The organism is Streptomyces sp. NPDC096132, from assembly GCF_044763345.1.
GTDB lineage: Bacteria > Actinomycetota > Actinomycetes > Streptomycetales > Streptomycetaceae > Streptomyces.
Genome location: NZ_JBIWGA010000010.1, coordinates 1 through 26188 on the forward strand (window position 1 = coordinate 1; position 26188 = coordinate 26188).

17 protein-coding genes, 1 tRNA gene and 1 pseudogene are annotated in these 26188 nt (G+C 69.2%); 5 read left to right on the top strand and 14 right to left on the bottom strand.

Going from position 1 to position 26188, the window contains the following annotated elements; all coding sequences use genetic code 11:
* From ACIRF9_RS23625 to ACIRF9_RS23635, 3 genes are all read right to left on the bottom strand, one after another.
* On the bottom strand, positions 1-1067 hold a 1067-nt coding region (locus ACIRF9_RS23625; RefSeq protein ID WP_403825533.1), incomplete at its 3' end, for an AMP-binding protein.
* An 88-nt stretch (positions 1068-1155) separates the two neighbouring features.
* Positions 1156-1338 carry a hypothetical protein gene (locus ACIRF9_RS23630; protein ID WP_403825536.1) on the bottom strand — a complete coding sequence of 61 codons (183 nt, stop codon included), beginning with the start codon at positions 1336-1338 and terminating at the stop codon, positions 1156-1158.
* 335 nt (positions 1339-1673) lie between these two features.
* A complete protein-coding gene (locus tag ACIRF9_RS23635; protein ID WP_403825539.1) occupies positions 1674-2684 on the bottom strand; it encodes a helix-turn-helix domain-containing protein in 1011 nt (336 codons plus the stop codon).
* A 203-nt stretch (positions 2685-2887) separates the two neighbouring features.
* Here ACIRF9_RS23635 and ACIRF9_RS23640 point away from each other — a divergent pair, with 203 nt between their 5' ends.
* A complete protein-coding gene (locus ACIRF9_RS23640; protein ID WP_403825542.1) occupies positions 2888-3739 on the top strand; it encodes a hypothetical protein in 852 nt (283 codons plus the stop codon).
* A 21-nt stretch (positions 3740-3760) separates the two neighbouring features.
* Here ACIRF9_RS23640 and ACIRF9_RS23645 read toward each other — a convergent pair whose 3' ends face one another.
* From ACIRF9_RS23645 to ACIRF9_RS23660, 4 genes are all read right to left on the bottom strand, one after another.
* The gene (locus tag ACIRF9_RS23645) at positions 3761-4504 is read right to left on the bottom strand and encodes a thioesterase II family protein (protein WP_403825545.1); all 744 of its coding nucleotides are present in this window, start codon (positions 4502-4504) and stop codon (positions 3761-3763) included.
* 157 nt (positions 4505-4661) lie between these two features.
* The gene (locus ACIRF9_RS23650) at positions 4662-5513 is read right to left on the bottom strand and encodes a phytanoyl-CoA dioxygenase family protein (protein WP_403825548.1); all 852 of its coding nucleotides are present in this window, start codon (positions 5511-5513) and stop codon (positions 4662-4664) included.
* A gap of 47 nt (positions 5514-5560) precedes the next feature.
* Positions 5561-7234, bottom strand: a complete 1674-nt coding sequence (locus tag ACIRF9_RS23655) for a condensation domain-containing protein (protein ID WP_403825551.1) — start codon at positions 7232-7234, stop codon at positions 5561-5563.
* Positions 7231-8793, bottom strand: a complete 1563-nt coding sequence (locus ACIRF9_RS23660) for an amino acid adenylation domain-containing protein (protein WP_403825554.1) — start codon at positions 8791-8793, stop codon at positions 7231-7233. The genes ACIRF9_RS23655 and ACIRF9_RS23660 overlap by 4 nt, the downstream gene beginning before the upstream one ends.
* Positions 8794-9485: 692 nt before the next feature.
* On the opposite strand from ACIRF9_RS23660, the gene ACIRF9_RS23665 reads away from it, so the two are divergent.
* The 4 genes and pseudogenes from ACIRF9_RS23665 (at position 9486) to ACIRF9_RS23680 (ending at position 13938) form a co-directional block, all read left to right on the top strand.
* Positions 9486-10070, top strand: coding sequence for a GNAT family N-acetyltransferase (locus ACIRF9_RS23665; RefSeq protein ID WP_403825557.1), 585 nt, complete (start codon positions 9486-9488; stop codon positions 10068-10070).
* A gap of 671 nt (positions 10071-10741) precedes the next feature.
* Positions 10742-11245, top strand: coding sequence for a hypothetical protein (locus tag ACIRF9_RS23670; RefSeq protein ID WP_403825560.1), 504 nt, complete (start codon positions 10742-10744; stop codon positions 11243-11245).
* Between the two features lie 514 nt (positions 11246-11759).
* Positions 11760-13322: pseudogene (locus tag ACIRF9_RS23675) on the top strand (IS1182 family transposase).
* A gap of 259 nt (positions 13323-13581) precedes the next feature.
* Positions 13582-13938, top strand: a complete 357-nt coding sequence (locus ACIRF9_RS23680) for a phosphotyrosine protein phosphatase (protein ID WP_403825563.1) — start codon at positions 13582-13584, stop codon at positions 13936-13938.
* A gap of 456 nt (positions 13939-14394) precedes the next feature.
* Here ACIRF9_RS23680 and ACIRF9_RS23685 read toward each other — a convergent pair.
* The 7 genes from ACIRF9_RS23685 to ACIRF9_RS23715 form a co-directional block, all read right to left on the bottom strand.
* Positions 14395-14468: transfer RNA gene (locus tag ACIRF9_RS23685), tRNA-Thr, on the bottom strand.
* Between the two features lie 107 nt (positions 14469-14575).
* On the bottom strand, positions 14576-16174 hold the full coding sequence (locus ACIRF9_RS23690; protein ID WP_403825566.1) for an alpha/beta hydrolase: 1599 nt from the start codon (positions 16172-16174) through the stop codon (positions 14576-14578).
* 125 nt (positions 16175-16299) lie between these two features.
* Entirely contained in the window at positions 16300-17505 is a 1206-nt protein-coding gene (locus ACIRF9_RS23695) for a DNA polymerase III subunit delta' (RefSeq protein WP_403825569.1), read from the bottom strand.
* A 108-nt stretch (positions 17506-17613) separates the two neighbouring features.
* Positions 17614-20970 (bottom strand): dTMP kinase, encoded by a 3357-nt coding sequence (gene tmk, locus ACIRF9_RS23700; protein WP_403825572.1) that lies wholly within the window; start codon positions 20968-20970, stop codon positions 17614-17616.
* Between the two features lie 219 nt (positions 20971-21189).
* On the bottom strand, positions 21190-24021 hold the full coding sequence (gene topA / locus ACIRF9_RS23705; protein ID WP_403825575.1) for a type I DNA topoisomerase: 2832 nt from the start codon (positions 24019-24021) through the stop codon (positions 21190-21192).
* Positions 24022-24312: 291 nt separating this feature from the next.
* Entirely contained in the window at positions 24313-24510 is a 198-nt protein-coding gene (locus ACIRF9_RS23710; protein ID WP_403825578.1) for a hypothetical protein, read from the bottom strand.
* 197 nt (positions 24511-24707) lie between these two features.
* Entirely contained in the window at positions 24708-25556 is an 849-nt protein-coding gene (locus ACIRF9_RS23715; protein WP_403825581.1) for a septum formation family protein, read from the bottom strand.
* Positions 25557-26188: the final 632 nt, after the last annotated feature.

A 26188-nucleotide genomic window follows, 5' to 3' on the forward strand; every position in this document is an offset into this window, starting at 1 on the left:
AACTCACCCGCCGTACCCACCGGCACCGGCGCCAGACCCTCGTCCAACACAAACACCGACGTATTCCGAATCGGAACACCGATCGACGGAACACCCGACCCCGGAGAGACGACGGCGTTCGTGGCCTCAACGGTGATCTCGGTCGGACCGTAGGAGTTGATCATGTGGCGGCCCGATGCCCACTGATCGACCAGCGAGGCGGGGCAGGAGTCGCCACCCACGGCGATCGTTTCGAGATCCGGATAGGGGCCTGTGGGGACCGTGGCGAGGACGGGGGGCGGAAACTCAGCGTGGGTGATCCGGTGTTCGACCAGCATCCTGCCGAGCTGCTCGCCCGCGAGCCGCCCCGGCTCGGGAACGACCAGCGTCGCGCCGGCGGCCAGGGCCGTCCATATCTCTTGAACGGACACGTCGAAACTCAGCGAGGCGAACTGAAGGACCCGCGACACGGGGGTGACACGGGTGCTGTCGATGTGGTCCAGGACGAAGTTCACCACCCCCCCGTGGGCCACGAACACACCTTTGGGGGTGCCGGTGGAGCCGGAGGTGTAGATCACGTACGCCGGTGACGCCGCACGCAGCGGCGCCAGCCGCTCCTCGTCGGCCACATCCTCCGCGGACCGCACCGCGACCGCCTCCGACAGCTCCTCACCATCGACGTCAAGCCACGAACACACCCCCTCCAGACCCTCACGGGCCACCCCACGATGCGACAGCACCAGCCGCGGCTCCGCGTCCCTCAACATGAACGCGATACGGTCCGCCGGGTACTCCGGATCCACCGGCAGATAGGCGCCGCCGGCCTTCAGAACCGCCAGCACCGCCACCACCATGTCCACCGACCGGTTCAACGCCAGCGCCACGATCCCCTCGGGACCCACCCCACGAGCCACCAGCTCACGCGCCAGACGATTCGCCCTGGCGTTCAGTTCGCCATAGGTCAGGCACTCGCCACCGCACTCCACCGCCACCGCATCCACAGCCCGCGCGACCTGAGCCTCGAACAGCACCGGCAAGAACGCCTCCGCCGCCGGACGGGTTTCCTTGGGCGATTGTTGGGTGGTCACAGATGGAACCTGCCTCACGAGTGGAAGAACCTGACCGAGCCCGGCGGAGCCGACTGGGCGACCGGGCGAGTGGCGCGGCGCGGGCCGCTCAGCCCCAGCCGGTATCGCCGGCCTTCTTGGACAGGGCCACCACGGTGGAAAGGGATTCCTGACCAAGGGTGTTCACGGGTGTCGAGTGAATCCGGAACGGGGAAGAGGGTTCACTCACGGAAAGCAGCGCAATCCCCATCACCACGGCAGACATCAGCAGAACCGTCCGCTTGAGGTTCATGATTCTCTGATCCTCACTTGCACTATTCGCGGGGGCTGGCTTGTGGCGCCCCGGCATTATGGAGCGAGAAGGCACCTGGCTCTCGAACTCCGGACTATGTGACACGGCGCCTTCCGGACGCCTCCGACACCCTGTCATCGAGAACACGCGAAGATCGACGGCGCTCGTGGTTCAGCTAGTGACACGGCAGCAAGATGACTGACGGACACACAAGGAGGAAAACGGGCAGAGCGCCCGAGAAACCGCGAGACAAAGAGGGGTCGCCGAGGGCGTCATTGCAGACGCTCTTGGCGACCCGAAGCAAGCGAATCGGACGGTCCGGCTCCCGCCGGTCCTCAGCCGGCGGTGTCCTTCTGCGCCGTGGTTTCAGCGGCCGTTCCGATCCGGGCGGCTGCTTGCCACCCACGGGATCCCAGCAGGTAGCCAGCCCTGAACCGGGTCTCGGCCTCCAGCCGCGACATGACCTCCGCTATGTGGCGTCGACAGGTTCGCACCGACATCCCCATGCGCTTGGCGATGACCTGATCGGTGAGTCCTTCGCTCAGTAGGCGGAATATCTTGAGTTTCAACTCATCGCCGATTTCAGCGAGTTCACCGTTGTTCCAACTCAGAGGGAACGGCTGGGCCGCAGCCCATACCAACTCGAACGTGTTCACCAGGAAATGAACCAGGTCGCGATCATGAATGATCACAGCCCCGTTGACGCTGTCTCGGACCGATATCACCGCGACTTTCCGGTCGAAGACGAGAAGACGCATGATCTGGTCGTCGACGGTCCGCACGTCCGCGCCGAGTTCTGTCACTCGCTCCACATAGGCCCGGGTGCCGGGACTGAAGCGCGCGGTGTGCTGATAAAGGGTACGCATCCGCACACCGCGCCGGAGCATCTGCTCGTCGCGGCCGATGGCCTCCTCCAGGACCTCCTCACGGCGCCCGCCACCCGGCTGGGAAGTCAGCACCTCCTCACGGCAGTTCGCGGCGAATCCGGCGATGACCCCTCTGACATCGTCGAGATCCTCGATGCGTTCCATGCGCGTAGACTCGGCGCCGACTTTGTCCTGGCCGCCGTAGAGGGGGATGAGCGTCGACAGACGCTCACGCGCCTGCGCAGCGTCCATGCGCTGCTGCCAGATTGCCCGTTCGACCGGGCCCACCACCTCAGCGGTGACCATGTTCGGATCCACCGCCACGAACCACCCGGCGTCACCCTCGACAGGTGCCAGCAGCCCGATGTCGAGCAGCGTGGCCAGCCCGTCACGTACGGTCTCAGGCGGCAGGTCGAGCGCCGCGATCAACTTGCCCGCTGTCACGACCTGTTTCGTCAGCGCAAACCGATACAACTCCATATGTGCATGGCCAGCCCCTTTTCGCACGGTCTGGTAGGTTATGTACCGTTCCACCGCTATGTCCCCCCGCTCATCTTGCTGCCGTGCATCTTAATGAACCACCTTGTGACGTCGATCCGGCACCTCGGTGATGACAGCGTGAGCGGTATCCCCGGAGGCATCGATGCACGGCGCGAGCACGCCGGCACGGATACGGAGTCACCATGAGCCACGTCATGTACGGCGACGCGTTTCAATCGGCGGTGGAGGAGCTACGCGTCCCCGGTATGGGTACGGAGAACGTCGGGCCGTTTCTCGCCAGCCTGGTCCAACTCCTCCGTCCCGAGCGCGTGCTCGAGGTGGGCATGGGGTACACCACGCCCTTCCTGGCGGGAGCACTCGCCCACGCCGAGGGGCTGGCCGACGAGGAGCGCAACTCACTCGCAGCCAAGACGCAGGCCCGGCTTCTCGCGGGCGATGCCCTCGACGAGTCCTGGCTCCTTGAGCACCCTGCGCTCGCAGTTCCCGGCGCCTACCTGGAGCCCTACCGTCCGCGTATGGTCGCCATCGACGACCTCTCCATCGAGGAGTCGTCCGCCGGACGCGTTCAGGACGTCCTGCGCAATGTCGGTCTGGACGACCGGGTGACCATCGTCAACTCCGACGTGCGCAACGCGGCCGACCGGCTCCCGGCGGACTTCGCCACCATCGACTTCGCCTGGGTCGACGCTTGGGAGTGCCTGTTCTTCTTCGACCACTTCTGGGACCGGATCAACCCGGACGGCGGCATCGTCGCCATGCACTACCTGATGACGTATCCGCAGGGCGAGGCCCTGTTGGAGTACCTCCACACCTTCCAGCAGGCCCATCCCGGGGAGATGGAGATTCTGAGCCTTCTGGAGTCGCGCAAACTGATGCAGAACAGCGTGACCGTCCTGCGCAGGACCAGCAAGCCCGAGCACCGTCACTACGCCGACTCGGGCTCGGAGGTCAGGTACACGCCGGAGCTGCTCTCCGATGCCGAGGAACTCGTCCGCCGTGTCCCGAACACCGACAAGGCCGCCCCCGTGCAGTAGCCTGCCTGGCGGAAGCACACGTCAGACCAGCGCGGCTTCGATGACGGCCGCCACCCGGGCCAGCTCGCCCTCGAGGTAGAAGTGCCCGCCCGGCAACACATGGCAGGCGAAGGGGCCGCAGGTCTCCTCCTCCCACGCGCGCACACCTTCGACCGGCACCCGTGGATCACTCGCGCCGGCCAGTGCGACCACGGAACACGCGAGCCTGGCGTCGGGCCGGTACTCGTACTTGTACAGCAGCCGGTAGTCGGCACGCAGCGCGGGCAGCACGAAGCCCATCACCTCGGGGTCGGCCAACAGCTCCCTGGCGCTGCCGCCGAGGAGCTCGAGCTCGTCGAGGACGCGCCGCTCATCGGCGTCGTACAGTCTGGGCGCACCGACGGGGGGCCAGGGCAAGGACGGCGCCTGCCGCGCCGACACGAAGAGCGCGGCGGGCTGCCATCCCTCGCGTTCCATGCGCCGCGCGGCCTCGAAGGCCGGCAGCGCGCCCATGCTGTGCCCGAACAGGCCGATCCGCCGTCTGTCTTCGCGATATGGCTCCAGAGCCTGCAACACGGCGTCCACGATCTCGTCGACATCGCCGGCGCAGGTCTCCGCGATGCGATCCTGCCGCCCCGGGTACTGCACGGCCAGCGTCTGCACACGGTCCTTCAGCACCGCGGACAACGACAGGTAGGCGCCAGCCGATCCTCCGGCATGGGGAAAGCACACCAACAGCGCCTCGCCTTCCGGCGCCTGGTGGAAACGTCGAACCCACTTGCTCATCGCACCCACTCACTCACAGATCCAGCCCACTCAAGGACTCACTCTTCGGTCCACTCGCTCGTACAAGCGAAGAGGCGGTCGCCGGGCCCGCTACCCAGCAACCGCCTCTGTCTGCTCCTCGTCCTCCTCGCGGACGGCGACTCCCGCAACGGACCGCTCAGTCGGAGACGCCGCTCGGCACGTGAAGTCCCTCGAAGGGCCGTACATCGAGGGGCATGGCTTCGCGGTTGACGAAGAAGGCCGGGCGCGGGTGGTCCCAGCCCACCGCGACGTTACGCACGGGGTTGTAGGAGACCAGGCCGAGCGTCCTACCGCGGCTGGACCGGTTGGGTGCCGAGCCGTGCAAGATGTTGCTGTCGAAGAAGACCACGGTCCCCGCCTCGCCGGTGACCTTGACCAGTCCGCGTTCGCCCGCGATGTCCTCGGCGACGTCGTCGGGGATGGAGTGCGCCAGGTTGGTCGACACCAGCGACGCCCAGTTGTCCTCGCCATGCTCCGAGGCGTGGACGGACGGCGCCTGTTCGGCCTCTTCGAAGCTGGTGGTCACCCGGTGCGTGCCCGGTATGAGCTGTAGTGGACCGTTCTCCTCGGTGACGTCGTCGAGGAGAACGCCAGCCGTCAGCGCAAGCGGCTCGGGCATGCCGTCCGCCCGCGCCCAGAAGGTGAAGTCCCGGTGCCACTCCCAGACTTCGCCGGACTCGGCTGCCTTCGGGTTGATCTTCCACTGGAAGACGTACATGTCCTCACCGAGCAGCAACCGCGCGATCTCGGCGAGTACGGACGACTCGGCGACCGTACGCCAGACCCCCGACTTGCGGTGCAGGCCGTATACGGCCCGCACGGTCGACCCGTCGTCCTCGACGAACCGCTGCGGCCCTTCTTCGTCCAGGACGGCGGGGAGCTCGGCCTGCATCTCCTTCAGCAGTTCCGGCGGAAGCAGCGATGGGAAGACGACGAAGCCGTCCTTCCGGTAGCGCTCCACGATCTCCTGGTTGGAAGTACCGAACATCGGATTCCTTTCTTGGTACAGCGCCCTGGTCGGGTGGGCGACCGCGATCACGGACGTGGACGCGCGGTCGCGGTGAGCTTCGGTCTCGCGCTCGGGGCTGCGGCGACGTGCGGGCAGAGTTCCGCAACGGACGGGGCCTCGAAGATCTTGACCATGTCCAGTTCGACGCCGAACACCGTGCGCACTCTGCTGATGAGGCGCGTGGCGAGCAGCGAGTGGCCGCCGAGCGCGAAGAAGCTATCGTCAATCCCCACTCGGTCGATGCCGAGGACTTCGCGGTAGATGCCGCAGAGGGTGGCCTCCCGCTCGTCCCGCGGCTCGCTCCCTTCGCGGAGCGCGTTGGCGGGCGATTCCGCCTCCGGCCGGGACGCGGGCCGCTTCTCCGGCATCGCCGGGACGTCGATCCGCTCGTAGGCGATCTGCGGATCGGACGCGACCTGTGCCATGAGGGCCACGAGTCGTTCGCTGACGCGTTCGGCCGTGTCGCGGTCGAACAGATCCGCCGCGTAGGCGATGTGCCCGTGCAGGCCGCCGGGGTTCCCCTCGCGGTCATGGATCTCCTCGAGGGTGATCTCGACGTCGAACTGAGCGCCGGCTTCGTAAACTTCCTCGACCCGTACGTCGACGCCACGCAGCCGGAAGTCGGCGCCCGCGGTGTTCTGGAGCGTCAGCATGATCTGGAAAAGCGGATGGCGGCCAGGGACGCGCGGCGGATTGAGCGCCTCCACGAGACGTTCGAAGGGAAGATCCTGGTGCGCGTAGGCGTCCAGGTCGGCCTGCCTGACCCTCTGGAGTATCTCGCCGAAAGTCGGGGCTCCCGAGATATCGGTGCGCAGCACCAGGGTGTTGACGAAGAAGCCGACGAGGTCGTGCAGGGCCTGGTCGGTTCGGCCGGCGACAGCCGTGCCGATCGGGATATCGTGGCCTGCTCCGAGCTTGGACAGGAGTGTGACCACACCGGCCTGCAGCACCATGAAGATCGTGGAATGGGACTGCTTGGCGAGCTGCACGAGGCCCGCGTGGACCGAGCTGTCCAGAGTCACCGGAACCGATATGCCCTCACGGCCCGCCTTCACCGGTCGAGGGTGATCGGTTGGCAGCCGCAACTCGTCCGGGAGTCCGTCGAGCTGCTCGGACCAGAACCGCAGTTGCGAGCTGTGGACGCTCTCCGGGTCGCTCTCCTCACCGAGCAGCTCGCGCTGCCAGAGCGTGTAGTCCACGTACTGGACCGGGAGTTCCGCCCAGACGGGTGCCTGTCCGTCGCAGCGTGCAGAGTAAGCCGAGCTCAGATCACGCCACAGCGGAGCCAGGGACCAACCGTCGCCGGCCACATGGTGGACCACCAGCAGCAGAACACGTTCGCTCGGGTCGAGGACGAACATCCAGGCGCGCAACGGTGTCTCGACCGTGAGGTCGAAGGGCTCCCGCACGACGCGGTGTATGGCGTCGGACAGGTCGGCCTCCGTCGTATCGACCGTGATGATGCCGGGGACGGCGGCGTCCGCGTCGACGACGTTCTGATAGGGCACTCCGTCCTGTTCGGGGAACGTCGTGCGCAGGGACTCATGACGCGCGACCACGTCGCACAGCGCGGTCCGCAGGGCCTCCTGGTCCAGGGGGCCGGTCAGCCGCAGCGCCAGGGGCGAGTTGTACACCGCCTTCGATCCCTCAAGCTTGTTCAGAAACCACAAGCGCTGCTGCGCGAATGAGAGAGGGATCAAGTCCTGCCTCCTGTGAGTTCGATCATTTCCGCGACCGCGTTACGGTCCGTCTTTCCGGACGACGTCAACGGAAAGGAGTCCACCGTGTGATACAGGTGCGGAACCATGTGACGCGGCATTCTCGCCGCGGCCCACGTCCGCAGTTCGCGAGAGATGTCCCCACTCCGCCCTTCGGCGGGAACGACACAGGCGGAGAGAATGGGCGTCCCGGTCCGCGCCCTCGTTACCACCGCGACCGCGCCCTGCACGGCGGGGTGTTCCTGAAGGACCGCCTCGACCTCACCCAGTTCGATACGGAAACCCATGATCTTCACCTGCTCGTCGGCGCGCCCCACGTATTCCAGCTCACCGCTCGGGAGATACCGCGCGAGATCGCCGCTTCGGTAGTACCGCCGGGTCTCGGCCGCGGACGATTCCTCGACGAACCTCTCGGCCGTCAACTGGGCGCGGTTCAGGTAGCCGTCTGCCAGCCCGCCCCCGAACAGCCACATCTCGCCGACCTGCCCATCGGGAAGGATCTCCCTCTGCTCGCCGCGGATCTCGATGCCGAGATGCGGAAGCGGACGGCCGATCGGGGAGCGGACAGCCCCGGCGAGGTCGGCGTCCGTGATGCGTTTGAACGTCGCGTGGACGGTGGTCTCAGTGATCCCGTACATGTTGGTCACGGCGGGCGGACCGTCGGGTGTCAAGGCCAGGAACTCGCCCACGTCCTTCAGGTCCACGCTCTCTCCCCCGAAGACGAGGTGCCGCAGAGGGAGGGCCATCGCCGAGTCCTTGAGGGCGTCCAGCATGTACCGGAAGATCGACGGCACCTGGTTGAGTACCGTCACTTCCTCGGCCGCCAGGAACTCGACGAACTCATGGGCGGACTGCACGACGCCCGTCGGCACGCAGACGACGGTGGCGCCGGTCGCGAGTGCACCCCAGAGTTCCCACACCGAGAAGTCAAAACTGAGCGAGTGGAAGAGCGCCCAACGGTCGTCCGGGGTGAAGTCGAAGAGTGGCAGAGCCCCGTGCAGCAGGGAAAGGACATTGGAATGCGTGACCACGCATCCCTTGGGCTGCCCGGTGGAGCCTGACGTGTAAATGACGTATGCGGGATCAAGTGGATTCAGAGAATGCTCGAGGACCTCTTCGGGATCACCCCCGGCCGGATCCCCTTCGCCTCGCGAACTAATAATCTCCAGATCGTGGACAAAGATCTGTGACACGGCGTCCGCCGGGCCGACGATCGCCTCCACCTTCGAATCATCTATCAGATATTTCAGCCGGTGCGGCGGATACGTCGGGTCCAGCGGAACGTACGCAATGCCAGCCTTCATGACGGCCAGGATGCCGACGATTGAATCTATGTCCCTGCCGACGAAAAGACCCACGAACCGCGCATCACGAGACCTGGAACACGAAATTTTCCGGGACAGCTCGTCAGACCGTCGATCGAGCTCAGCATATGTCAGACTTTCAGGTCCGTCCGAAACGGCAATCTTATGCGGGAAACGTCGAGCTGTCGACCGGAACAGGTCAATCAGCGAACGGAATTCGAGGATGCGTCCCTGCATAGGAACTCCAATTACTACATCGTCCCGGGCCCCTTTGAATACAGACAGCCACGAGACCGTAAACGGCTGCCGGGAACATCAACCAAAATACGAGGTTCATCGATCCCTGGCGTAACTCCTGACCTTCTCCCGCCCGAGACCCGCTCTCCCTCCTGCATGCTCAGCCCTCCCCACACTGTCAGCACGGCGACGCGGCACTCGACCGTCGCAGTGGATCATCAAGCTGCACGACAGCAAGATGACCACAGAAAATAAGGAGCTTATCCACTCAAAATCAGGCAGAAGGGGCAGCTCGAGGGCTACCCCGTCCCTATCTAACGGTGCGGCTTGACAAGGTTGAACTCGTAGGGGCAGATACCCGGCTGCAGCGCGAGTTCGGACGCGTGGAGGCACCGACAGGGCGAGGTTGCCCAGCACAACCGCAACGAGGTGAACCTGTTCGAGAAACCGTTGAGCCAGCGAATCGGCGCCCGTCCGCGGGTTTGTCGATCCGGCGGCGAGAGCAGGAGACTGCTTGCAGGCGAAGGCCTGACGGCACTCAGCCGCATCGGCCGGTTCCCCCGACTCACCACCTCGGACACCATGCACGGCACCACACACACTGCGCGGCCCCTGGTCCATGCCTTGTCTATATTGCGGGCGCACATCTGTTACAGCAGTCTCGCCACGTGATCAGGCCATAATCCGCTCTGGTGAACCATCAGACTCTTGAAGGCACCATTGTCCGCCTCGTCCCGCTGTCCCCAGATCACGCCGAAGCTCTGTTTCCGTCAGCATCCGACCCTGAAGTCTGGCAGTGGATGCCCCACCCCCGTCCGACGTCCGTAGCCCAGCTGCGCGAGATGCTGAGCAAGATGACTGCAGAGTCGAAACGACGATGCTTTGCTGTGCAACGCCGGGACGATGGTGCTGTGGTCGGATCGACGAGCATCTACGACCTCGACCTGGCCGAGAGCCGCGCCGAGATCGGCGCAACCTGGTTCGACCGTTCCTGCTGGGGCGGCCCCTACAACGCCGAGTCCAAACTGCTCCTGTTCGGTCATGCCTTCGACGACCTCCGGCTTGCCCGGGTAGCACTTCGCACCGACAACCTCAACATACGATCTCAGCAGGCCCTGGCTCGCCTTGGCCTCGTCTACGAAGGAACGCTGCGCAGCCACATGCGACGCCAGGACGGCACCCGCCGCGACTCTCTGTATTACAGCTTGCTCGCGGACGAGTGGTCTTCCGTCCGTGGCACACTGCGGGCTCGGGTCGCCTCCAAGGCCTCAGCTTGAAGCAGTCGGTGACCGCCGCCTGGTTATGCTGCCGGCAGCCGAGTCAGGCCATACGCCGAGTCTTCAATCCCTTTCGTGCCAGAGCGCCCACTCCCGGGCTGCGATCATGGCTGACTGCGACTTCCGTTCACATGCGCCCGGTCCACCATGCTCGGGATACGGCCAGCACGGCGTCAGCGGGCCAGCGCTGGGGCCGTAATTGTTCGTGCCCGCCACTCGATCCAGCCCCGCATCGCGGGGAACAAACCCAGCAGCCAACTGCCGCTGGTAGTGCTCCCCCATCACCTCCTCCGCCGTCACCCCGGCCCGGCCGAGAGCAATCACTCTGCTGCCGCAGCGCCAGCGCTCGACCCTTCTCACTCACCTCTCGCCACCCCGCGCGTGTTTCATCTCGGTCGGCTTCCTCCTCCTCTCGCTGGACTCCCTTTGTCTCGTCCCGGTTCCGCTCCGGGCCACTCTCTCGCTGAGTCTCGTCGGAAGGCGTCGACGAGGCACGAGCAGTCTCGCCGCGCTCTCGCCCGCCGGGACGATGCGCGAGTAGTACCACCGACAGCAACAGGGCTGGCCCGGTTGAAGGAGCAGTACCTCGCCGTCAAACCGGACTTCGACCCTGACGTGGCGGCCTACTGGTCGAAGTACCAGCGGATCTTCTCCCCCGACGGGCTGCGGACGTGCGACCCAGAGTCCTCAAGGACTTCGCCAACTCCGAGGTCGGAGCCCGCCCCGGCAATCAAGCAACCTTCAACTCCGCGTGGAACGACATGGGCGATGCCGCGGCCGGGCAGGCGACCCGCAGGACGATCGAGTACCTCCTGCGTGAACCCGACGACGTGCCGCTCGAAGACCGTCTCCAGCACCTGCTGTCCGGCACCAAGCCGTTCGCCATGACCGGTTTCAAGGGGGCCCTCCTTACGAGGGTGCTCTGCGTGATGCACCCCGACCGGTTCCTGACGATCCTCAAGTACACGACGGAGGCCAGCGGCAAGCGCGAGATCGCGCGGATGGTCTACGGACTGGAACTGCCGGCACCCGAGTCGGTGAACTGGACCCGCGGCCGGCTCATCCTCTGGAGCAACGACCTCCTGAATGACCTCGTCGGCCAGGGCTTCGCCAACCAGCAGCACGCCGCCGCGTTCCTGTGGTGGGCCAAGGATCAGGTCGAGGGACTTCAGTAGGGTGCGGCTCCTCGCGGATCAGGCGGGGAGGCGCGTGGAGGGGCCGAGGACCGGGCCCCACTGTCCGTCTCCGGACGACGGGTACGCGGTGCGCCCTCATCTGCCAGTGGCACCAAGATCATCGCTGGCATCTGACCACTCGGTCGCACATCGGACGGACGGGAAGCGGGAGCAACGTCATGGCCCCACGCGGGTGCCGCACCTGACGGACACCGAAGTCACCTCGTAGCCCGGCGACGAGGAGACCGAGACGCGCTGCCCCCTGCCGCACCGAAGTGGACGGCCGATTGTCGAATGGCGTCCCGCCGAGTGCAACGCCAGGACTCTGTTGGCGATCTTGTGAGGGGTGCTGACGCGACGTCTGTTCTGCTGTTCGCTGGAGTGAGGCGGGGTGGTGTCTCGGGGAGGGGTCCGGGGATGTCGTTGCGGCCGAGGAGTTATCAGCGGATTCCGACGCGGACGGTGCTGACAGACAGCGTGGGCGGCGTGTCCGAAGGGGGCGCCGGCGATGCTGATGAGGGACCGGTTGGACGTGGTGTTCGAGGACGAGGACTTCGCGGACCTGTACCCGCGTGATGGGCGCCCTGGTCTGTCGCCTGGGCAGTTGGCGCTGGTCAGCGTGTTGCAGTTCGCGGAGGACCTGTCCGATCGCGCTGCCGCAAATGCGGTCCGTACTCGGATCGACTGGAAATACGCCCTCGGCATGGAGTTGGACGATCCCGGGTTCGATCACTCGGTGCTGTGCGAGTTCCGGGCCCGGCTGACCGAGGGGGATGCGGCCGACCGGCTGCTGCAGGTGATGCTGAACCGGCTGGTCGAAGCCGGCCTGCTCAAGGCCGGAGGCCGCCAGCGCACCGATGCCACACACGTGCTCGCCGCCGTCCGTAGGCTCAGCCGCCTGGAGTTGGCCGGCGAGAGCCTGCGGGCTGCACTCGAGCAACTCGCCCAAGCAGCCCCGGACTGGCTGCTGCCGCTGGTGGAGCCGGAGTGGGACAAGCGCTACGGGCGCAAGGTCGAGATCGGCAAGGTTCCTGGCGGGAAGGCCGGAGTCACCGCCCTGGCCGAGGCTTTCGGCCGGGACGGATGCAAAGTCCTGGCCGCCGCCTGGGCGCCCGACGCCCCGCCCCGGCTGCGCGCGTTGCCGCAGGTGGAGATCCTGCGCCGGGTGTGGGTGCACCACTACTACTGGGATGCACGCGGACGCCTGCGCTGGCGCGACGGCCACGCTCTGCCTCCGGCGTCGCTGCGGTTCGACTCCCCGTACGACACCGACGCGCACTATTGCGTCAAGCGGGACACCGCATGGTCCGGCTACCGCACCCATTTCACGGAAACGTGCACGTCAGACCTGCCGGAGGTGGTGGTGCACGTGGCCACGACGATCGCCCCGGTCCAGGACGGCGAGCTCACGGACCAGATCCACGACGACCTCGCCGCGTCCGGCCTGGCGCCGGGCGAGCACGTGGTCGATGCCGCCTACGTGACCGCGCAGCGGATCGAACGCGCCCAGCGCGTCCACCAGATCACGCTGCTCGGCCCGGTCGCTCCCGACCCCAGCCACCAGACCAAAGCACAGAACGGGTTCGACAAGGCCTCCTTCACCGTCGACTGGGACGGCCACCAGGTCGTCTGCCCCCGCGGGCAGACCAGCCGGACCTGGAAGCCACTACGGATCTCCAGCCACGACTACATCCAGGTCCGCTTCGGCGAGGCCCCATGCCGGGCCTGCACGGACCGGGCCCAGTGCACCAACTCCGAAGTCCGCCCGCGCTCGCTCGCCCTGCTGCCCACCCGCGAACTCCACGAGATCCAGCAGGCCAACCGCCTCGACCAACGGACCCGGTAGTGGCAGGACCGCTACGCGATCCGGGCCGGCATCGAGGCCACCCTCTCCCAGAACATCCGCACCTGCGGCCTCCGCAGAACCCGCTACCAAGGCCTGCAGAAGACCCACGTCCAGCACGTCCTGACCGCTCTGGCCTGCAACGTCACCCGGATCGCCGACTGGATCGCCAGTCCGACCCGAAAGCGGCGGGCACCCAGCCACTTCCACGCCCTCTGCACCGCCACCAGCTGACCCTCACAAGATCGCCAACAGAGTCACGGCGTTGCACTCGGCGGGACGCCATCATTTCCTCCGCGGGACTGGGCCAGCTCATCCGGTCCCTGGGCATCACACCCGCGGAACTAGCGGCCCTGCGCAAGCGGCCATCCGGAGGACCGCCGGCTCTGTCCTGCCGGATGACGACCGCTGGATCGGTCCGCTCTCGGCCGCCCGGGCCCCGTACCGTAAAGTCGGATGGGTGTAGCTCTTCCGCAGGGACGAGCTACACCCGATGGCCATGGGCTTCTTCCACCACCTCGCCGACGAGGGCGCCGTCGCATGGTCCGGCGGCTCCGAACCCGGATTCGAGGTCAACCCGTCAGCCATCGCCGCGATGAGCGAGCGCGGCATCGACATCTCCCGCGAGTTCGCCAAGCCCTGGACCGACGAGGTCGTCCGCGCCGCCAACGTCGTCGTCAGCATGGGCTGCGGCGACGCCTGCTCAGTCTTCCCCGGCAAGCGGTACCTCGACTGGACCCTGGACGACCCCGCAGGCAGGACCGTCGAAGATGTCCGCCCGATCCGTGACGAGATCGAGCGCCGCATCCGCGGACTCCTCGACGAACTCGGCGTCCCGGCACAGCACTGACCACGCGAGGGCACACCTAGGCTCGGCAGCGCGGCCTGGCGCGACAGGGCGGCCGGAATCGCGAGCACCGGGTGCGCGCGGCCGTCGGCGTTCGCTCGACACGAACAGGGCCAGCCTGGAGAAGAACAGGACGAAGGTGCCACCGATGCGCCGGACACCTCCGACGAGGAGGCTGCCCGGCGCCATGTTCCCCCTACGTTCCCCGTGGCTCACGCAACAGACCTCTCTCGGTCTACTCCCGAGGAGAAAGGCCAGTTCAGAGACCTGATACCGCAGATCTCGCCGCAGACAGCAAACCACCGACCTACGCATTACAAATGCGCAAGGCAATCTCGGCCCCATCTGGGCCCCATCTGGCCCTCGCACGCACCCCATAGCGCAGTGGTTTAGACCATCAACCCTTCAAGGGAAAGCAAAAGCCCCAGGTCAGACGCCGTCTAACCTGGGGATTCTTTGAGCCGCCTTCGGGATTCGAACCCGAGACCTACGCATTACGAGTGCGTTGCTCTGGCCATCTGAGCTAAGGCGGCGCGCCGTCCGCACTATGGTGCGATCAGCAACGTCGGTAAGTCTACACAGTTTCTGGGGGTGCTCCGCACCACCCCCGGAGGCGGCCGTTCCGGGGGTGGGGGCGGGGCTATGAGCAGCGCTTCTTCGCCGCCGGAGGCGTCCCGTGGAGAAGGTACGCGTCGATCGCGGAGTCGATGCAGGCGCTGCCGCGGCCGTAGGCGGTGTGGCCGTCGCCGACGTAGGTGAGGAGGCGGGCGGAGGAGAGCTGGCTGCTGAGGGAGCGGGCCCAGCGGTAGGGGGTGGCCGGGTCCCGGGTGGTGCCGACGACGACGATCGGGGCGGCGCCCTTCGCCTCGATGCGGTGCGATTCGCCCGTGGGCTTCACCGGCCAGTACGCGCAGTTCAGGGCGGACCAGGCGAGGCCCGCGCCGAAGACCGGGGAGGCCTTCTCGAAGGAGGGGAGGGCCCGCTCCACCTGGGCGGGGGTGTCGAAGGCGGGCGGCAGATCCAGGCAGTTCACGGCCGCGTTGGCGGACATCATGTTCGTGTAGCGGCCGTCGGGGGCGCGTTGGTAGTAGCTGTCGGACAGGGCGAGCAGTCCGGCGCCGTCCTTGTCCTTGATCGCCGAGGTCAGGGCCGCGCGCAGTTGCTCCCAGGTGCTCTCGTCGTACATCGCCGCGATCACACCGGTCGTGGCGAGCGCCTCGCCGAGCCTGCGGCCGTCGGGATCGCCGGTGGGGACGGGGTGCTTGTCCAGCCTGGTGAAGAACGCCTTCAGGCGCGGGCCGACCTCGCTCTCCTTGCCGCCCAGGGGGCAGTCCGGCCGCCGTGCGCAGTCCTTCGCGAACGACCGGAACGCCGTCTCGAAGCCCCCGGTCTGTTCCAGGTTCAGCCGGCGGGCGGACAGCGACGGGTCCAGCGCGCCGTCCAGCACCAGCCGGCCCACCCGCTCCGGGTAGAGGCCCGCGTACGTCGCTCCGAGGAACGTGCCGTACGACGCCCCCACGTATGTCAGCCGCCGGTCGCCCAGGACCGCCCGCAGGATGTCCATGTCACGGGCGGACTCCATGGTGGACACATGGCGGAGCAGCTTGGGTGCCTGCGCGCCGCAGGCCTCCGTGAACTCCTGGTAGGCGTGGACGAGTTCGTCCGTCTCCCGGCGGTCGTCGGGGGTGGTGTCCGTCTGCGTGTACGCGTCCATCTCGCGGCCGTCCAGGCACTCCACCGGCTCGCTGCGGGCGACGCCCCGGGGGTCGACGGCGACCATGTCGTAGCGTGCGCGGACCTCGGCCCGGTAGCCGATGCCGGCGAAGCCCTGGAGGTAGCCGACCGCCGAGGCGCCGGGTCCGCCCGGGTTCACCAGGAGCGAGCCGAGCCGCTTGCCCGGGCCGGTCGCCTTCTTGCGGGACACGGCGAGTTCGACGTCGCCCGCGCCCGGGTGGGCGTAGTCCAGTGGCGCCTTCAGCGTGGCGCACTGGAAGCCGGGGACACCGCAACCCCTCCAGTTCAGCTTCTGCCCGTAGTACGGCGCCAGCGCCGACGGGGTCGCCTTCGGCAGCGCGGCCAGCTCCGCCCGCGCCGCCGAACCGGCGGAGGAGTTCGTCGAGCTCCCGGAGGAGCAGGCGGAGACGGCGAGCAGCGCGGCGAGGGAGAGGGAGAGGGAGAGGGAGAGGACACGGAGGGTGCCGCCGGTTCGGGGCCTGCCGGGGGATGGCCTGGTGTACATCCAGCGAGCCTAACTCTGAGCGATGGGGCGAATGCTGTCCGTGCGCGGACAGCCACGGATGAGCTACCCCGTCAACCGACGGCAGACGTTCACCCGCTCCCCTGCGCCTGCCCGGACTCCCGGCGTCAACCCGCTCTCAGCGCCATCGTCATCGCCTCCACCGCCAGCAGCGGAGCCACATTGCGGTCGAGGGCCTCCCTGCACGCGCCGATGGCCTCGATGCGGCGCAGCGTGGACTCCGGGCTGCTGCCGCGGGCCAGGCGCTCCAGGGTGTCCTCGGCGTCCGCGTTGGCGATCGCGATGCGCGAGCCGAGCTGGAGGGCCAGGACGTCGCGGTAGAAGGCGGTGAGGTCGGTGAGCGCGAGGTCGAGGCTGTCGCGCTGGGTGCGGGTGCGGCGCCGCTTCTGCTTGTCCTCCAGGTCCTTCATCACGCCCGCCGTACCGCGCGGCATCCGGCCGCCCTGGGCCGCGCCCAGCGCCGCCTTCAGCTCCTCGGTCTCCTTGCCGTCCCTCTCCTCGGCGAGCACCCTGGCGTCCTCCGTCGCCGCGTCCACCAGTTCCTGGGCGGCTCTGAGACAGCCGCCGACGTCGTCGATGCGCAGGGGCAGCTTGAGGACCGCCGCGCGGCGCTCCCGGGCGGCCGGGTCGGTGGCCAGGCGGCGGGCCCGGTCGACATGGCCCTGTGTGGCCCGGGCGGCGGCCGCGGCGACGGCCGGTTCGATGCCCTCGCGGCGTACGAGCATGTCGGCGACGGCGTCGACGGACGGCGTGCGCAGGTTCAGGTGGCGGCAGCGGGAGCGGATGGTGGGCAGCACGTCCTCCAGGGAGGGCGCGCACAGCAGCCAGACCGTCCGGGGGGCGGGCTCCTCGACCGCCTTGAGGACGGCGTTGGCCGACTTCTCGTTCAGCCGCTCGGCGTCCTCGACGAGGATGACCTGCCAGCGGCCCGTGGCGGGCGAGGTGTACGACTTGCGGACCGTGTCGCGCATGTCCTCGGCGAGGATCTGCGTGCCCACGGCGGCGACGGTGGTGACATCGGCGTGGGTGCCGATGAGCGCGGTGTGGCAGCCGTCGCAGAAGCCGCAGCCTGGGGCGCCGCCGAGCGCGCGGTCCGGGCTCACGCACTGCAGCGCGGCGGCGAACGCCCGCGCCGTCTGGGTTCGGCCCGCGCCGGGCGGGCCCGTGAACAGCCAGGCGTGGGTCATCTTCGACGCCTCGGGCGGCGGGGCGTGGGAGGTGGCCGCGGTGACGAGCGCGTCGGCGTCCCGAGCGGCAGCCGTCAGCTGCTCACTCACCTTCTCCTGCCCGACGAGGTCGTCCCACACGGTCATGGGTCACGCCGCCCTTCCGTCACATCGCACGCTGCCGGTTCCATTGTGCGGGCGCCCACTGACAACGGGGGCCGTCGGCCGGAACGACCGCGCGACCCCCGTGGCGTCTCAGCGCCGCCGTCCCCGACCCCGGCCGCCCTGGCCCTCGTCGAAGTCGTCCTCGTCCCGGTGCGGGCCCAGCAGTTCGTCCGCGAGGGACGGCAGGTCGTCCAGCGGGGTCTCCTCGGCCCAGTCCGGGCGCGGCCGCTGCCGGGGCGTGCCCGCCTCGTCAACCTGCGGCAGCTCGCGCGTACGGTCCTCGGAGCCGTCCGGGCCGACGCCGTCCCGCTCGTCGCGGAAGAAGCCGGGCGGCACCCGGTCAGCGGGACCGTCCTGTCGTACGGGCGGCAGGACGGCCGTCTCGTCCACGGCACCCCCGTCCCGCACCGGCGGCAGCACCGCGGTCTCGTCGGCGGCCCCCGCAGGGGGCGCGGGAGAGGTGACGGGCGGCAGTACGGCCGTCTCGTCGGCCGCTCCGGCGGGCGGCACCGACGGCTGGGGCAGCTCCGCCGTCACCTCGGCGTCGGCCCCCTTCCCGGACGACCGCGGGGACTCCGCCGGGTCCTTGTCCATGCGCACCCGGGGCAGTGGGGTGGTGTCCTCCACCGGCTTCTTGTCCATCCGCACCCGCGGCAGGACCGCCGTCTCCTCGACCGGCCCGCCCGACGCGTTCGTCGGCGTGACCACCGGCGTCGGCACGGTCACCGCGTCCGGTGCGGCCGCCGGGGCCGCGGTGGGCGGCTTGGGCCGGGGGCCGACCTGGGCCGCCGCGGCGGCCTGCTCGGCCGCGCGGCGCGCCTCCTCGGCCCGCAGCAGCGCCTCCTCGGCCTTCCGCTGCTTCTCCAGACGCGCGGCCTCGGCCTTGCGCTGTTCCTCCAGGCGCGCGGCCTCGGCCTCGGCGCGCCGCCGGGCCTCCTCCTCGGCCAGCTTGCGGCGCCGCTCCTCCTCGACCCTGCGCCGCTCCTCCTCCACCTTGCGGCGGGCCTCCTCCTCGGCGCGGGCCTTCTCCTCGGCGAGCAGCCGCTGCCGCTCTTCCTCCGCACGCCTGCGTGCCTCCTCGGCGCGCTGCCGGGCCTCCTCGGCCTGGCGCTCGGCCTCACGCCGCTGCGCCTCCTCCAACTCGCGCCGCTTGCGCTCCTCCTCCTCGGCGCGCAGCTTGGCGAGCTGCTCCTGGCGCTCACGCTCCAGGCGCTCCTCCTCGGCCTTGCGGGCCGCCTCTTCCTCGGCCTTGCGGCGGGCCTCCTCCTCGGCCTTCTTCCGCGCCTCCTCCTGGGCCTTGATCTCGGCCTCGGACAGCGGCAGCATCCGGTCGAGCCGGTGGCGTACGACGGTGGTGACGGCCTCGGGCTCCTGGCCCGCGTCGACCACCAGATAGCGGCCGGGGTCGGCGGCGGCCAGCGTGAGGAAACCGGAGCGCACGCGCGCGTGGAACTCGGCGGGCTCCGACTCCAGGCGGTCCGGGGCCTCGGTGAAGCGTTCGCGGGCGGTCTCCGGGGCGACGTCCAGCAGGACCGTCAGGTGCGGGACCAGGCCGTTCGTCGCCCAGCGCGAGATCCGGGCGATCTCGGTGGGCGACAGGTCGCGGCCGGCGCCCTGGTAGGCGACGGACGAGTCGATGTACCGGTCGGTGATCACGACGGCGCCGCGCTCCAGGGCGGGCCGGACGACCGTGTCGACGTGCTCCGCGCGGTCCGCCGCGTACAGCAGCGCCTCCGCGCGGTGCGAGAGGCCCGCGGACGACACGTCCAGCAGGATCGAGCGCAGCCGCTTGCCCACGGGCGTGGCGCCCGGCTCGCGGGTGAGGACGACCTCGTGGCCCTTGGCCCTGATCCACTCGGCGAGCGCCTCGGCCTGGGTGGACTTGCCGGCGCCGTCGCCGCCCTCCAGGGCGATGAAGAAGCCGTTCGCGGCCGGGGCCACCGCCGGGTCGTCGCCGCCGAGCAGCGCGTCCCGCAGGTCGAGACGCAGGGGGACACCGGAGCGGTCGTCGACCTTGGCCAGCACCAGCACGGCGACCGGCAGCAGCAGCGCGCCGACCAGCATCAGCGTGAACGCGGCACCGCCGTGCGCGAACACGAACTTGCCGTTCTCCAGGCGGTGCGGCCCGATCAGCGCCGCCAGCAGCGGGGCGCCCACGGCGGCCAGCGCCACGAAGACCCGCACGACCGCGTGCAGGTGTTCCGTCGTGCGGGCGCGACGGCTGTCCTCGGTCTCCTGGTCGAGCAGCGCGTGCCCGGTGTTCGCGGCGACTCCCGCGCCGATGCCGGCCAGACCCATGATCAGCAGCACGCTGGTGACGTCGGGGACCAGCCCGGCGGCCAGCAGGGCCACGCCGGTGAGGGCGATCGCCAGCGCGAGCAGGCGCCGCCGCGACAGCGCGACCAGCACCTTCGGTGCCGTACGGACGCCGACGACGACCCCGCCGGTCAGCGCGAGCACCAGCAGCCCGTAGAGCACCGGGCCACCGCCCAGGTCCTTGGCGTGCAGCACGGCGACGGCGACAGCGGCGGCGATGGACGCGGCGACGGCCGCGCAGGCGAGGACCAGCAGCGGGATCGCGCCCGTGCGGCCCGCGTCGACGCCCGAGGCCGTCTTCGGCCGGCGCAGCCCCTCCAGCGGGGACCGCGCGCGCGGGGTGCGCGCCGACGGCAGTTCCAGGAAGACCACGACGGACAGGGACCCGGCGAAGAGCCCCCCGGCGACGTACGAGGCGAGGGCCGCCTGGTGCTGGGCGAACCAGTCGATGCCGGTGCCCAGCAGATTGTTGAACAAGGACGCGACGATCAGGGTGGCCGCGCCCAGCGGGATCGCCACGAAGCCCGTGCGCAGCGACAGTCGGCGCAGGGCGTCCATGTGGTCCGGCAGCGGCCGTACCGTCGCGCCCTCCAGCGGCGGGGCGGGCAGCAGCGCGGGGGCGGCGCCCTCCCGGGCGACCGTCCAGAAGCGCTCGGCGACCCCGGTCACGAAGACGGTGACCAGCAGGAAGGCCAGCGCGTCGTCCGGCGTCCAGTCGATCCACAGCGGCGCGACGAGCAGCAGGGCGGCCCGCACGCCGTCCGCGCCGACCATGGTCCAGCGGCGGTCGAGCGGGCCTTCGGGGGAGGTGAGGGAGGTCAGCGGGCCCAGGAGGACCGCGCCGAAGAGAAGGGTGGCCAGAATCCGCACCGCGAACACGGTCGCCACCGCGAACGCCACGCCCCGGTAACCGCCCCCGAAAGAGCCCTCGGCGATGGCCGCCTGAAGGGCGAGGAGGACGAACACCAGGAGCGCGAGAGTGTCTCCGACACCGCCCACCAACTGCGCACTCCACAACCGCTTCAACTGCGGCTCGCGCAACAGGGCGCGTACGGCGCGCTCGCGGGAGTCCGCCACCAGGGCGTCGTCCGGTGCCGGGTGGTGGGCCGTTGGCTGCTCGGCTCGCGTCATGCTTTCAGCCTATCGGCAGCGACTGACAGCCCGGCGCGCCCGCCCGCACGTACGACCGCCCCGACACCAAAGTGATGCCGGGGCGTTCGTTTCGTGAAGCCGCGAGGGGAAAACCGTGACCGGAATCGGGCTGTTCGCCCCGCCGGCACGGTCCGCTCGGTCGGCGGGCCGGTCGGTCGACGGACCGTCAGGCGACTCGGTCCGTCACGGTCGGCCGGCTCAGTCCTGCGACGTCGACCGTGCGGCCGTCGTCTTCTTCGCGGCCGTCTTCTTCGCCGCCGCCGTCGTGGTCGTCTTCGCCGCGGTCTTCTTGGCGGCCGTCTTCTTCGCCGGAGCCGCCTTCTTGGCCGCCGTCGTCTTCTTCGCGGGCGCCTTCTTCACCGTCTTCTTGGCGGGGCCCTTCGCCCGCTTCTCGGCGAGCAGTTCGAAGCCGCGCTCCGGGGTGAGTGTCTCGACGCTGTCGCCGGAGCGCAGGGTCGCGTTGGTCTCCCCGTCGGTGACGTACGCCCCGAAGCGGCCGTCCTTGACGACAACAGGCTTCTTGCTGACCGGGTCCTCGCCGAGCTCCTTCAGCGGCGGCTTGGCGGCGGCGCGCCCACGCTGCTTGGGCTGGGAGTAGATCTCCAGCGCCTCTTCGAGGGTGATCGTGAAGAGCTGGTCCTCCGTCTGCAGCGAGCGCGAGTCCGTGCCCTTCTTCAGGTACGGCCCGTAGCGCCCGTTCTGCGCGGTGATCTCCTGGCCCTCGGCGTCGGTGCCGACGACCCGCGGCAGGGACATCAGCTTGAGGGCGTCCTCCAGAGTCACCGTGTCCAGGGACATCGACTTGAACAGCGAGGCCGTACGCGGCTTCACGGCGTTCTTGCCGGTCTTCGGGGTGCCCTCGGGGAGCACCTCGGTGACGTACGGGCCGTAGCGGCCGGCCTTGGCGACGATCTGGTTGCCGCTGTCCGGGTCGGCGCCCAGCTCGAAGTCGCCGCTCGGCTTGGCGAGCAGTTCCTCGGCGTACGTGACGGACAGCTCGTCGGGCGCGAGGTCGTCGGGGACGTCGGCGCGCTGGTGGCCGTCCGTGTCCTTCTCGCCGCGCTCGATGTACGGGCCGAAGCGGCCGACCCGCAGCACGATGTCGTTGCCCACGGGGAACGACGACACCTCGCGCGCGTCGATCGCGCCCAGGTCGGTCACCAGTTCCTTGAGGCCGCCGAGGTGGTCCCCGTCGCCGTTGCCGGCCTCGGCGGCGCCGCCGCCCTCTCCGGTGCCCTCACCGAAGTAGAACCGCTTCAGCCACGGCACGGACTGCGCCTCACCGCGTGCGATGCGGTCGAGGTCGTCCTCCATCTTGGCGGTGAAGTCGTAGTCGACGAGCCGCCCGAAGTGCTTCTCCAGGAGGTTGACCACGGCGAAGGACAGGAAGGACGGGACGAGTGCCGTGCCCTTCTTGAACACATAGCCGCGGTCGAGGATCGTGCCGATGATCGACGCGTACGTCGACGGGCGGCCGATCTCGCGCTCTTCGAGCTCCTTGACCAGGCTGGCCTCGGTGTAGCGGGCCGGGGGCTTGGTGGCGTGCCCGTCGACCGTGATCTCCTCGGCGGACAGCGCGTCGCCCTCGCCGACCTGGGGCAGGCGGCGCTCGCGGTCGTCCAGCTCGGCGTTCGGGTCGTCGGCGCCCTCGACGTACGCCTTCAGGAAGCCGTGGAAGGTGATCGTCTTGCCGGAGGCGCTGAACTCGACGTCCCGGCCGTCGGCGGCGGTGCCGCCGATCTTCACGGTCACGCTGTTGCCGGTCGCGTCCTTCATCTGGGAGGCGACGGTCCGCTTCCAGATCAGCTCGTAGAGCTTGAACTGGTCGCCGGTCAGACCCGTCTCGGCGGGCGTGCGGAAACGATCACCCGAGGGGCGGATCGCCTCGTGCGCCTCCTGCGCGTTCTTGACCTTCCCGGCGTACGTGCGCGGCTGGGGCGGCAGGTAGTCGGCGCCGTACAGCTGCGTGACCTGGGCACGGGCCGCGGCGACGGCGGTGTCGCTCAGCGTCGTGGAGTCCGTACGCATGTACGTGATGTAGCCGTTCTCGTACAGCTTCTGCGCGACCTGCATGGTGGCCTTGGCACCGAAGCCGAGCTTGCGGCTCGCCTCCTGCTGCAGCGTGGTCGTACGGAACGGGGCGTACGGCGAGCGGCGGTACGGCTTGGACTCGACCGACCGCACGGAGAAGTTGGTGTTCTCCAGGGCGGCGGCCAGCGCGCGGGCGTTCGCCTCGTCGAGGTGGAGGGTGTTGGCGCTCTTGAGCTGCCCCAGGGAGTCGAAGTCGCGGCCCTGCGCGATCCGCCTGCCGTCGACGGTCTGCAGACGGGCGACGAGGGACGACGGGTCGCTCGGGTCACCGGCCCGGCCGGTCGCGAAGGTGCCCGTCAGGTCCCAGTACTCGGCGGAACGGAACGCGATGCGCTCGCGTTCCCGCTCGACGACGAGCCGGGTCGCGACGGACTGGACTCGGCCGGCCGACAGACGCGGCATGACCTTCTTCCACAGGACCGGCGAGACCTCGTAGCCGTAGAGGCGGTCGAGGATGCGGCGGGTCTCCTGGGCGTCGACCAGCTTCTGGTTGAGCTGGCGCGGGTTCGCGACGGCGGCCCGGATCGCGTCCTTGGTGATCTCGTGGAAGACCATCCGCTTCACGGGGATCTTCGGCTTGAGGACCTCCTGGAGGTGCCAGGCGATCGCCTCGCCCTCCCGGTCCTCATCGGTGGCGAGGAAGAGCTCGTCGGACTCCTTGAGCAGGTCCTTGAGCTTCTTGACCTGGGCTCGCTTGTCGGCGTTGACCACATAGATCGGCTGGAAGTCGTGCTCGACGTCCACGCCGAGGCGGCGGACCTCGCCCGTGTACTTCTCCGGCACCTCCGCAGCGCCGTTCGGAAGGTCGCGGATGTGCCCGACACTGGCCTCGACGATGTAGCCGGGGCCGAGGTAACCCTTGATCGTCTTCGCCTTGGCAGGCGACTCGACGATGACGAGTCGGCGGCCGCCCTTTGCGGTCTCGCTGGTCGGGGACAACTTCGCTCTTCTCTCCGGTCGACGCTGGGGCCTCCCCAGGCCTTGCTCCCGGGGTCGGGTCATGGTGACGCTGCGGAGTGTGACGGTACATCCCGCCCCCGTGTCAAACGGGAAAAGCCCGCAACGGCCACTCGAACGGTAACCCGACTACCGCCATTCCTGCCGCCCGGAGTGCCGACCGGTCCTTTTCCGCCGGAGCGGAACGCGTCCTCTCCTTTACCGGCGTGACCCTCCTTACGCAGTTCAAACAGGAGACGCGGCAAGATCCTCGAACACGGAACCGGGGCGGATTCAGAGGCGGGTGAAGCACCACGTTCCGACGGCGAGTGCGACGATCGCGGCGAGCGTCGCGAGGGTCGCCGATGCGACGGGGCTCACACCCTGGGCGACGGGTTCGCGATGCCGTACCCGGACCGCCGTCCACACCAGCAGTGCGCCTCCGAACAGGGCGAACACCATTCCCGCGAAGATCGCCGGCCCGCTCTCCATGATCGTCCCCGCCCCTTTTCTCCCACCCGCGCGTGCATCGCCCTGGGGAGGCTGACACGCGCGGGCGGCGCCCCGGCGAACCCGAGGTGAACGACAGGCCTACGGGTGGGAGCGGCGGGCGGCCGACGGGGCGCGTGGCCGGCCGAACCGGTCGCCCGCCCCGGCGCCTCCCGAGCACGGGTCGAGTGCGACGGGCCTCACACCGAACCGGGCACGGGTATTTTTCCGGTCGTCTTCTCGTTGTCGGCCCGGCCCACCGTGCACACGATCTTGGTGAATCCGTCGTTCCAGTCGTCCTCGTCGGTCACCCAGCCGAACACCTTGCGCTCGGCGCCGCGCGCCCAGGCCGACTCGAATTTGTTGCCGCAGAGCTTGGTCGCGTTGTCGATGCCCTTCTTGTAGCTCATTTTGTCGGGCGTCTGAACGGTTCCGATCACTTGGTCCGTGTGCGGTTCGGCGCAATCCGTGAGCAGCGCCTTGTAGCCGTCGTCCAGGTCCTCGTAGATCCAGCAGTCGCCGACGCTCATCTGTCCGACCCACAGGTCGAGGCCCGCCTGCCGGAACCGGCCCACCTCCCCGCCGATCGCCGCATGGCGGCCGAGTACGAGACATGCCGTACCGCTGTTGGCCGCGTCGAAGCCGTCCTGTGTCGGTACGACGGCGTACCCGCCCGCGTCCGGCAGGGCGTCGACGAACGCCTTGCTCCGGGCGGCGCACCGCGCGGCGCCCTGCGCCTTGGCGTCGGCGTAGTCGGTGGCCGTGTCGACCGCCACGACCTGCCCGTCCGGCCAGTCGTCCGCGCAGTCCACCACGCCCAGGTTCGGCGCCGACCCGAACGGCGTCCCCGACCACACCGCCTTCACGCAGTCCCCCGTCTCCAGCGGCTCGGTGAGCCCGACGACGTCGCCGTACGGATACACGGGACCGGTCGGCGACTGCGACGCCGACGCGCTCGCCGACTTCTTCGTCCTCGCGTTCGCGTCCTGGTCGCCGTCGTCCCCGGCCAGCGTCACGGCCGCCCACGTCCCACCGGCGACTACGAGCACGACAGCCACGACGAACGCGACAACAGCGACCCGCTTCCTCCCGTCGGGAGACGGAGGACCGGCAAGGGCTGCGCCCGTCCCGTAGGACGGGAAGCCTCCGGAGGCCTGGTGGTAGCCATGGGGCGGCGTGCTTCCGGCTGCCACGCCGGGGCCGTGGGGCGGCAGACCTCCGACGGCCTGCCCCGGGCCGTGAGATGCCCGGCCGCCGACGGACTGGCCTGGACCGTAGGGCGGTTGGCCTCCGGTGGCCGCGCCTGGACCATAGGGCGGTTGGCCTCCGGCAGCCGCGCCCGGGCCGAGGTACGGCGGGGTGGGGCCACCGCCCTGGGGCAGCGGCGGCGGGGCCTGAGCCGGGGAGCTCTCGGCAGTCTGGGCGTAGGGGTTACCGACGTCGAAGGGCTGCTGGATGGGCGGCGGCTGCCAGGGGGCGTAGGGAGCGGGGCCTGACGAGACGTCGTGCGGCTGGGGGTGAGACGGGACACCGGGGGTGTGGGAGCCGGGTGTGTACGGGCCTGGCGGGACACCGGGGGCGTGAGGGCCGGGCGCCACACCAGGCGTGTTGGAGCCGGGTGTGTACGGGCCCGGCGGGACACCCGGCGTGTTCGAGCCAGGCGTGTACGGGCCCGGCGGGA

Bases quoted from the DNA above. Each gene is read 5' to 3' on its own strand.
- ACIRF9_RS23630 (WP_403825536.1), bottom strand. From the start codon at position 1,338: ATGAACCTCAAGCGGACGGTTCTGCTGATGTCTGCCGTGGTGATGGGG.
- ACIRF9_RS23635 (WP_403825539.1), bottom strand. From the start codon at position 2,684: ATGGAGTTGTATCGGTTTGCGCTGACGAAACAGGTCGTGACAGCGGGC.
- ACIRF9_RS23640 (WP_403825542.1), top strand. From the start codon at position 2,888: ATGAGCCACGTCATGTACGGCGACGCGTTTCAATCGGCGGTGGAGGAG.
- ACIRF9_RS23645 (WP_403825545.1), bottom strand. From the start codon at position 4,504: ATGAGCAAGTGGGTTCGACGTTTCCACCAGGCGCCGGAAGGCGAGGCG.
- ACIRF9_RS23650 (WP_403825548.1), bottom strand. From the start codon at position 5,513: ATGTTCGGTACTTCCAACCAGGAGATCGTGGAGCGCTACCGGAAGGAC.
- ACIRF9_RS23660 (WP_403825554.1), bottom strand. From the start codon at position 8,793: ATGCAGGGACGCATCCTCGAATTCCGTTCGCTGATTGACCTGTTCCGG.
- ACIRF9_RS23680 (WP_403825563.1), top strand. From the start codon at position 13,582: ATGGCCATGGGCTTCTTCCACCACCTCGCCGACGAGGGCGCCGTCGCA.
- ACIRF9_RS23690 (WP_403825566.1), bottom strand. From the start codon at position 16,174: ATGTACACCAGGCCATCCCCCGGCAGGCCCCGAACCGGCGGCACCCTC.
- ACIRF9_RS23695 (WP_403825569.1), bottom strand. From the start codon at position 17,505: ATGACCGTGTGGGACGACCTCGTCGGGCAGGAGAAGGTGAGTGAGCAG.
- tmk (WP_403825572.1), bottom strand. From the start codon at position 20,970: ATGACGCGAGCCGAGCAGCCAACGGCCCACCACCCGGCACCGGACGAC.
- ACIRF9_RS23710 (WP_403825578.1), bottom strand. From the start codon at position 24,510: ATGGAGAGCGGGCCGGCGATCTTCGCGGGAATGGTGTTCGCCCTGTTC.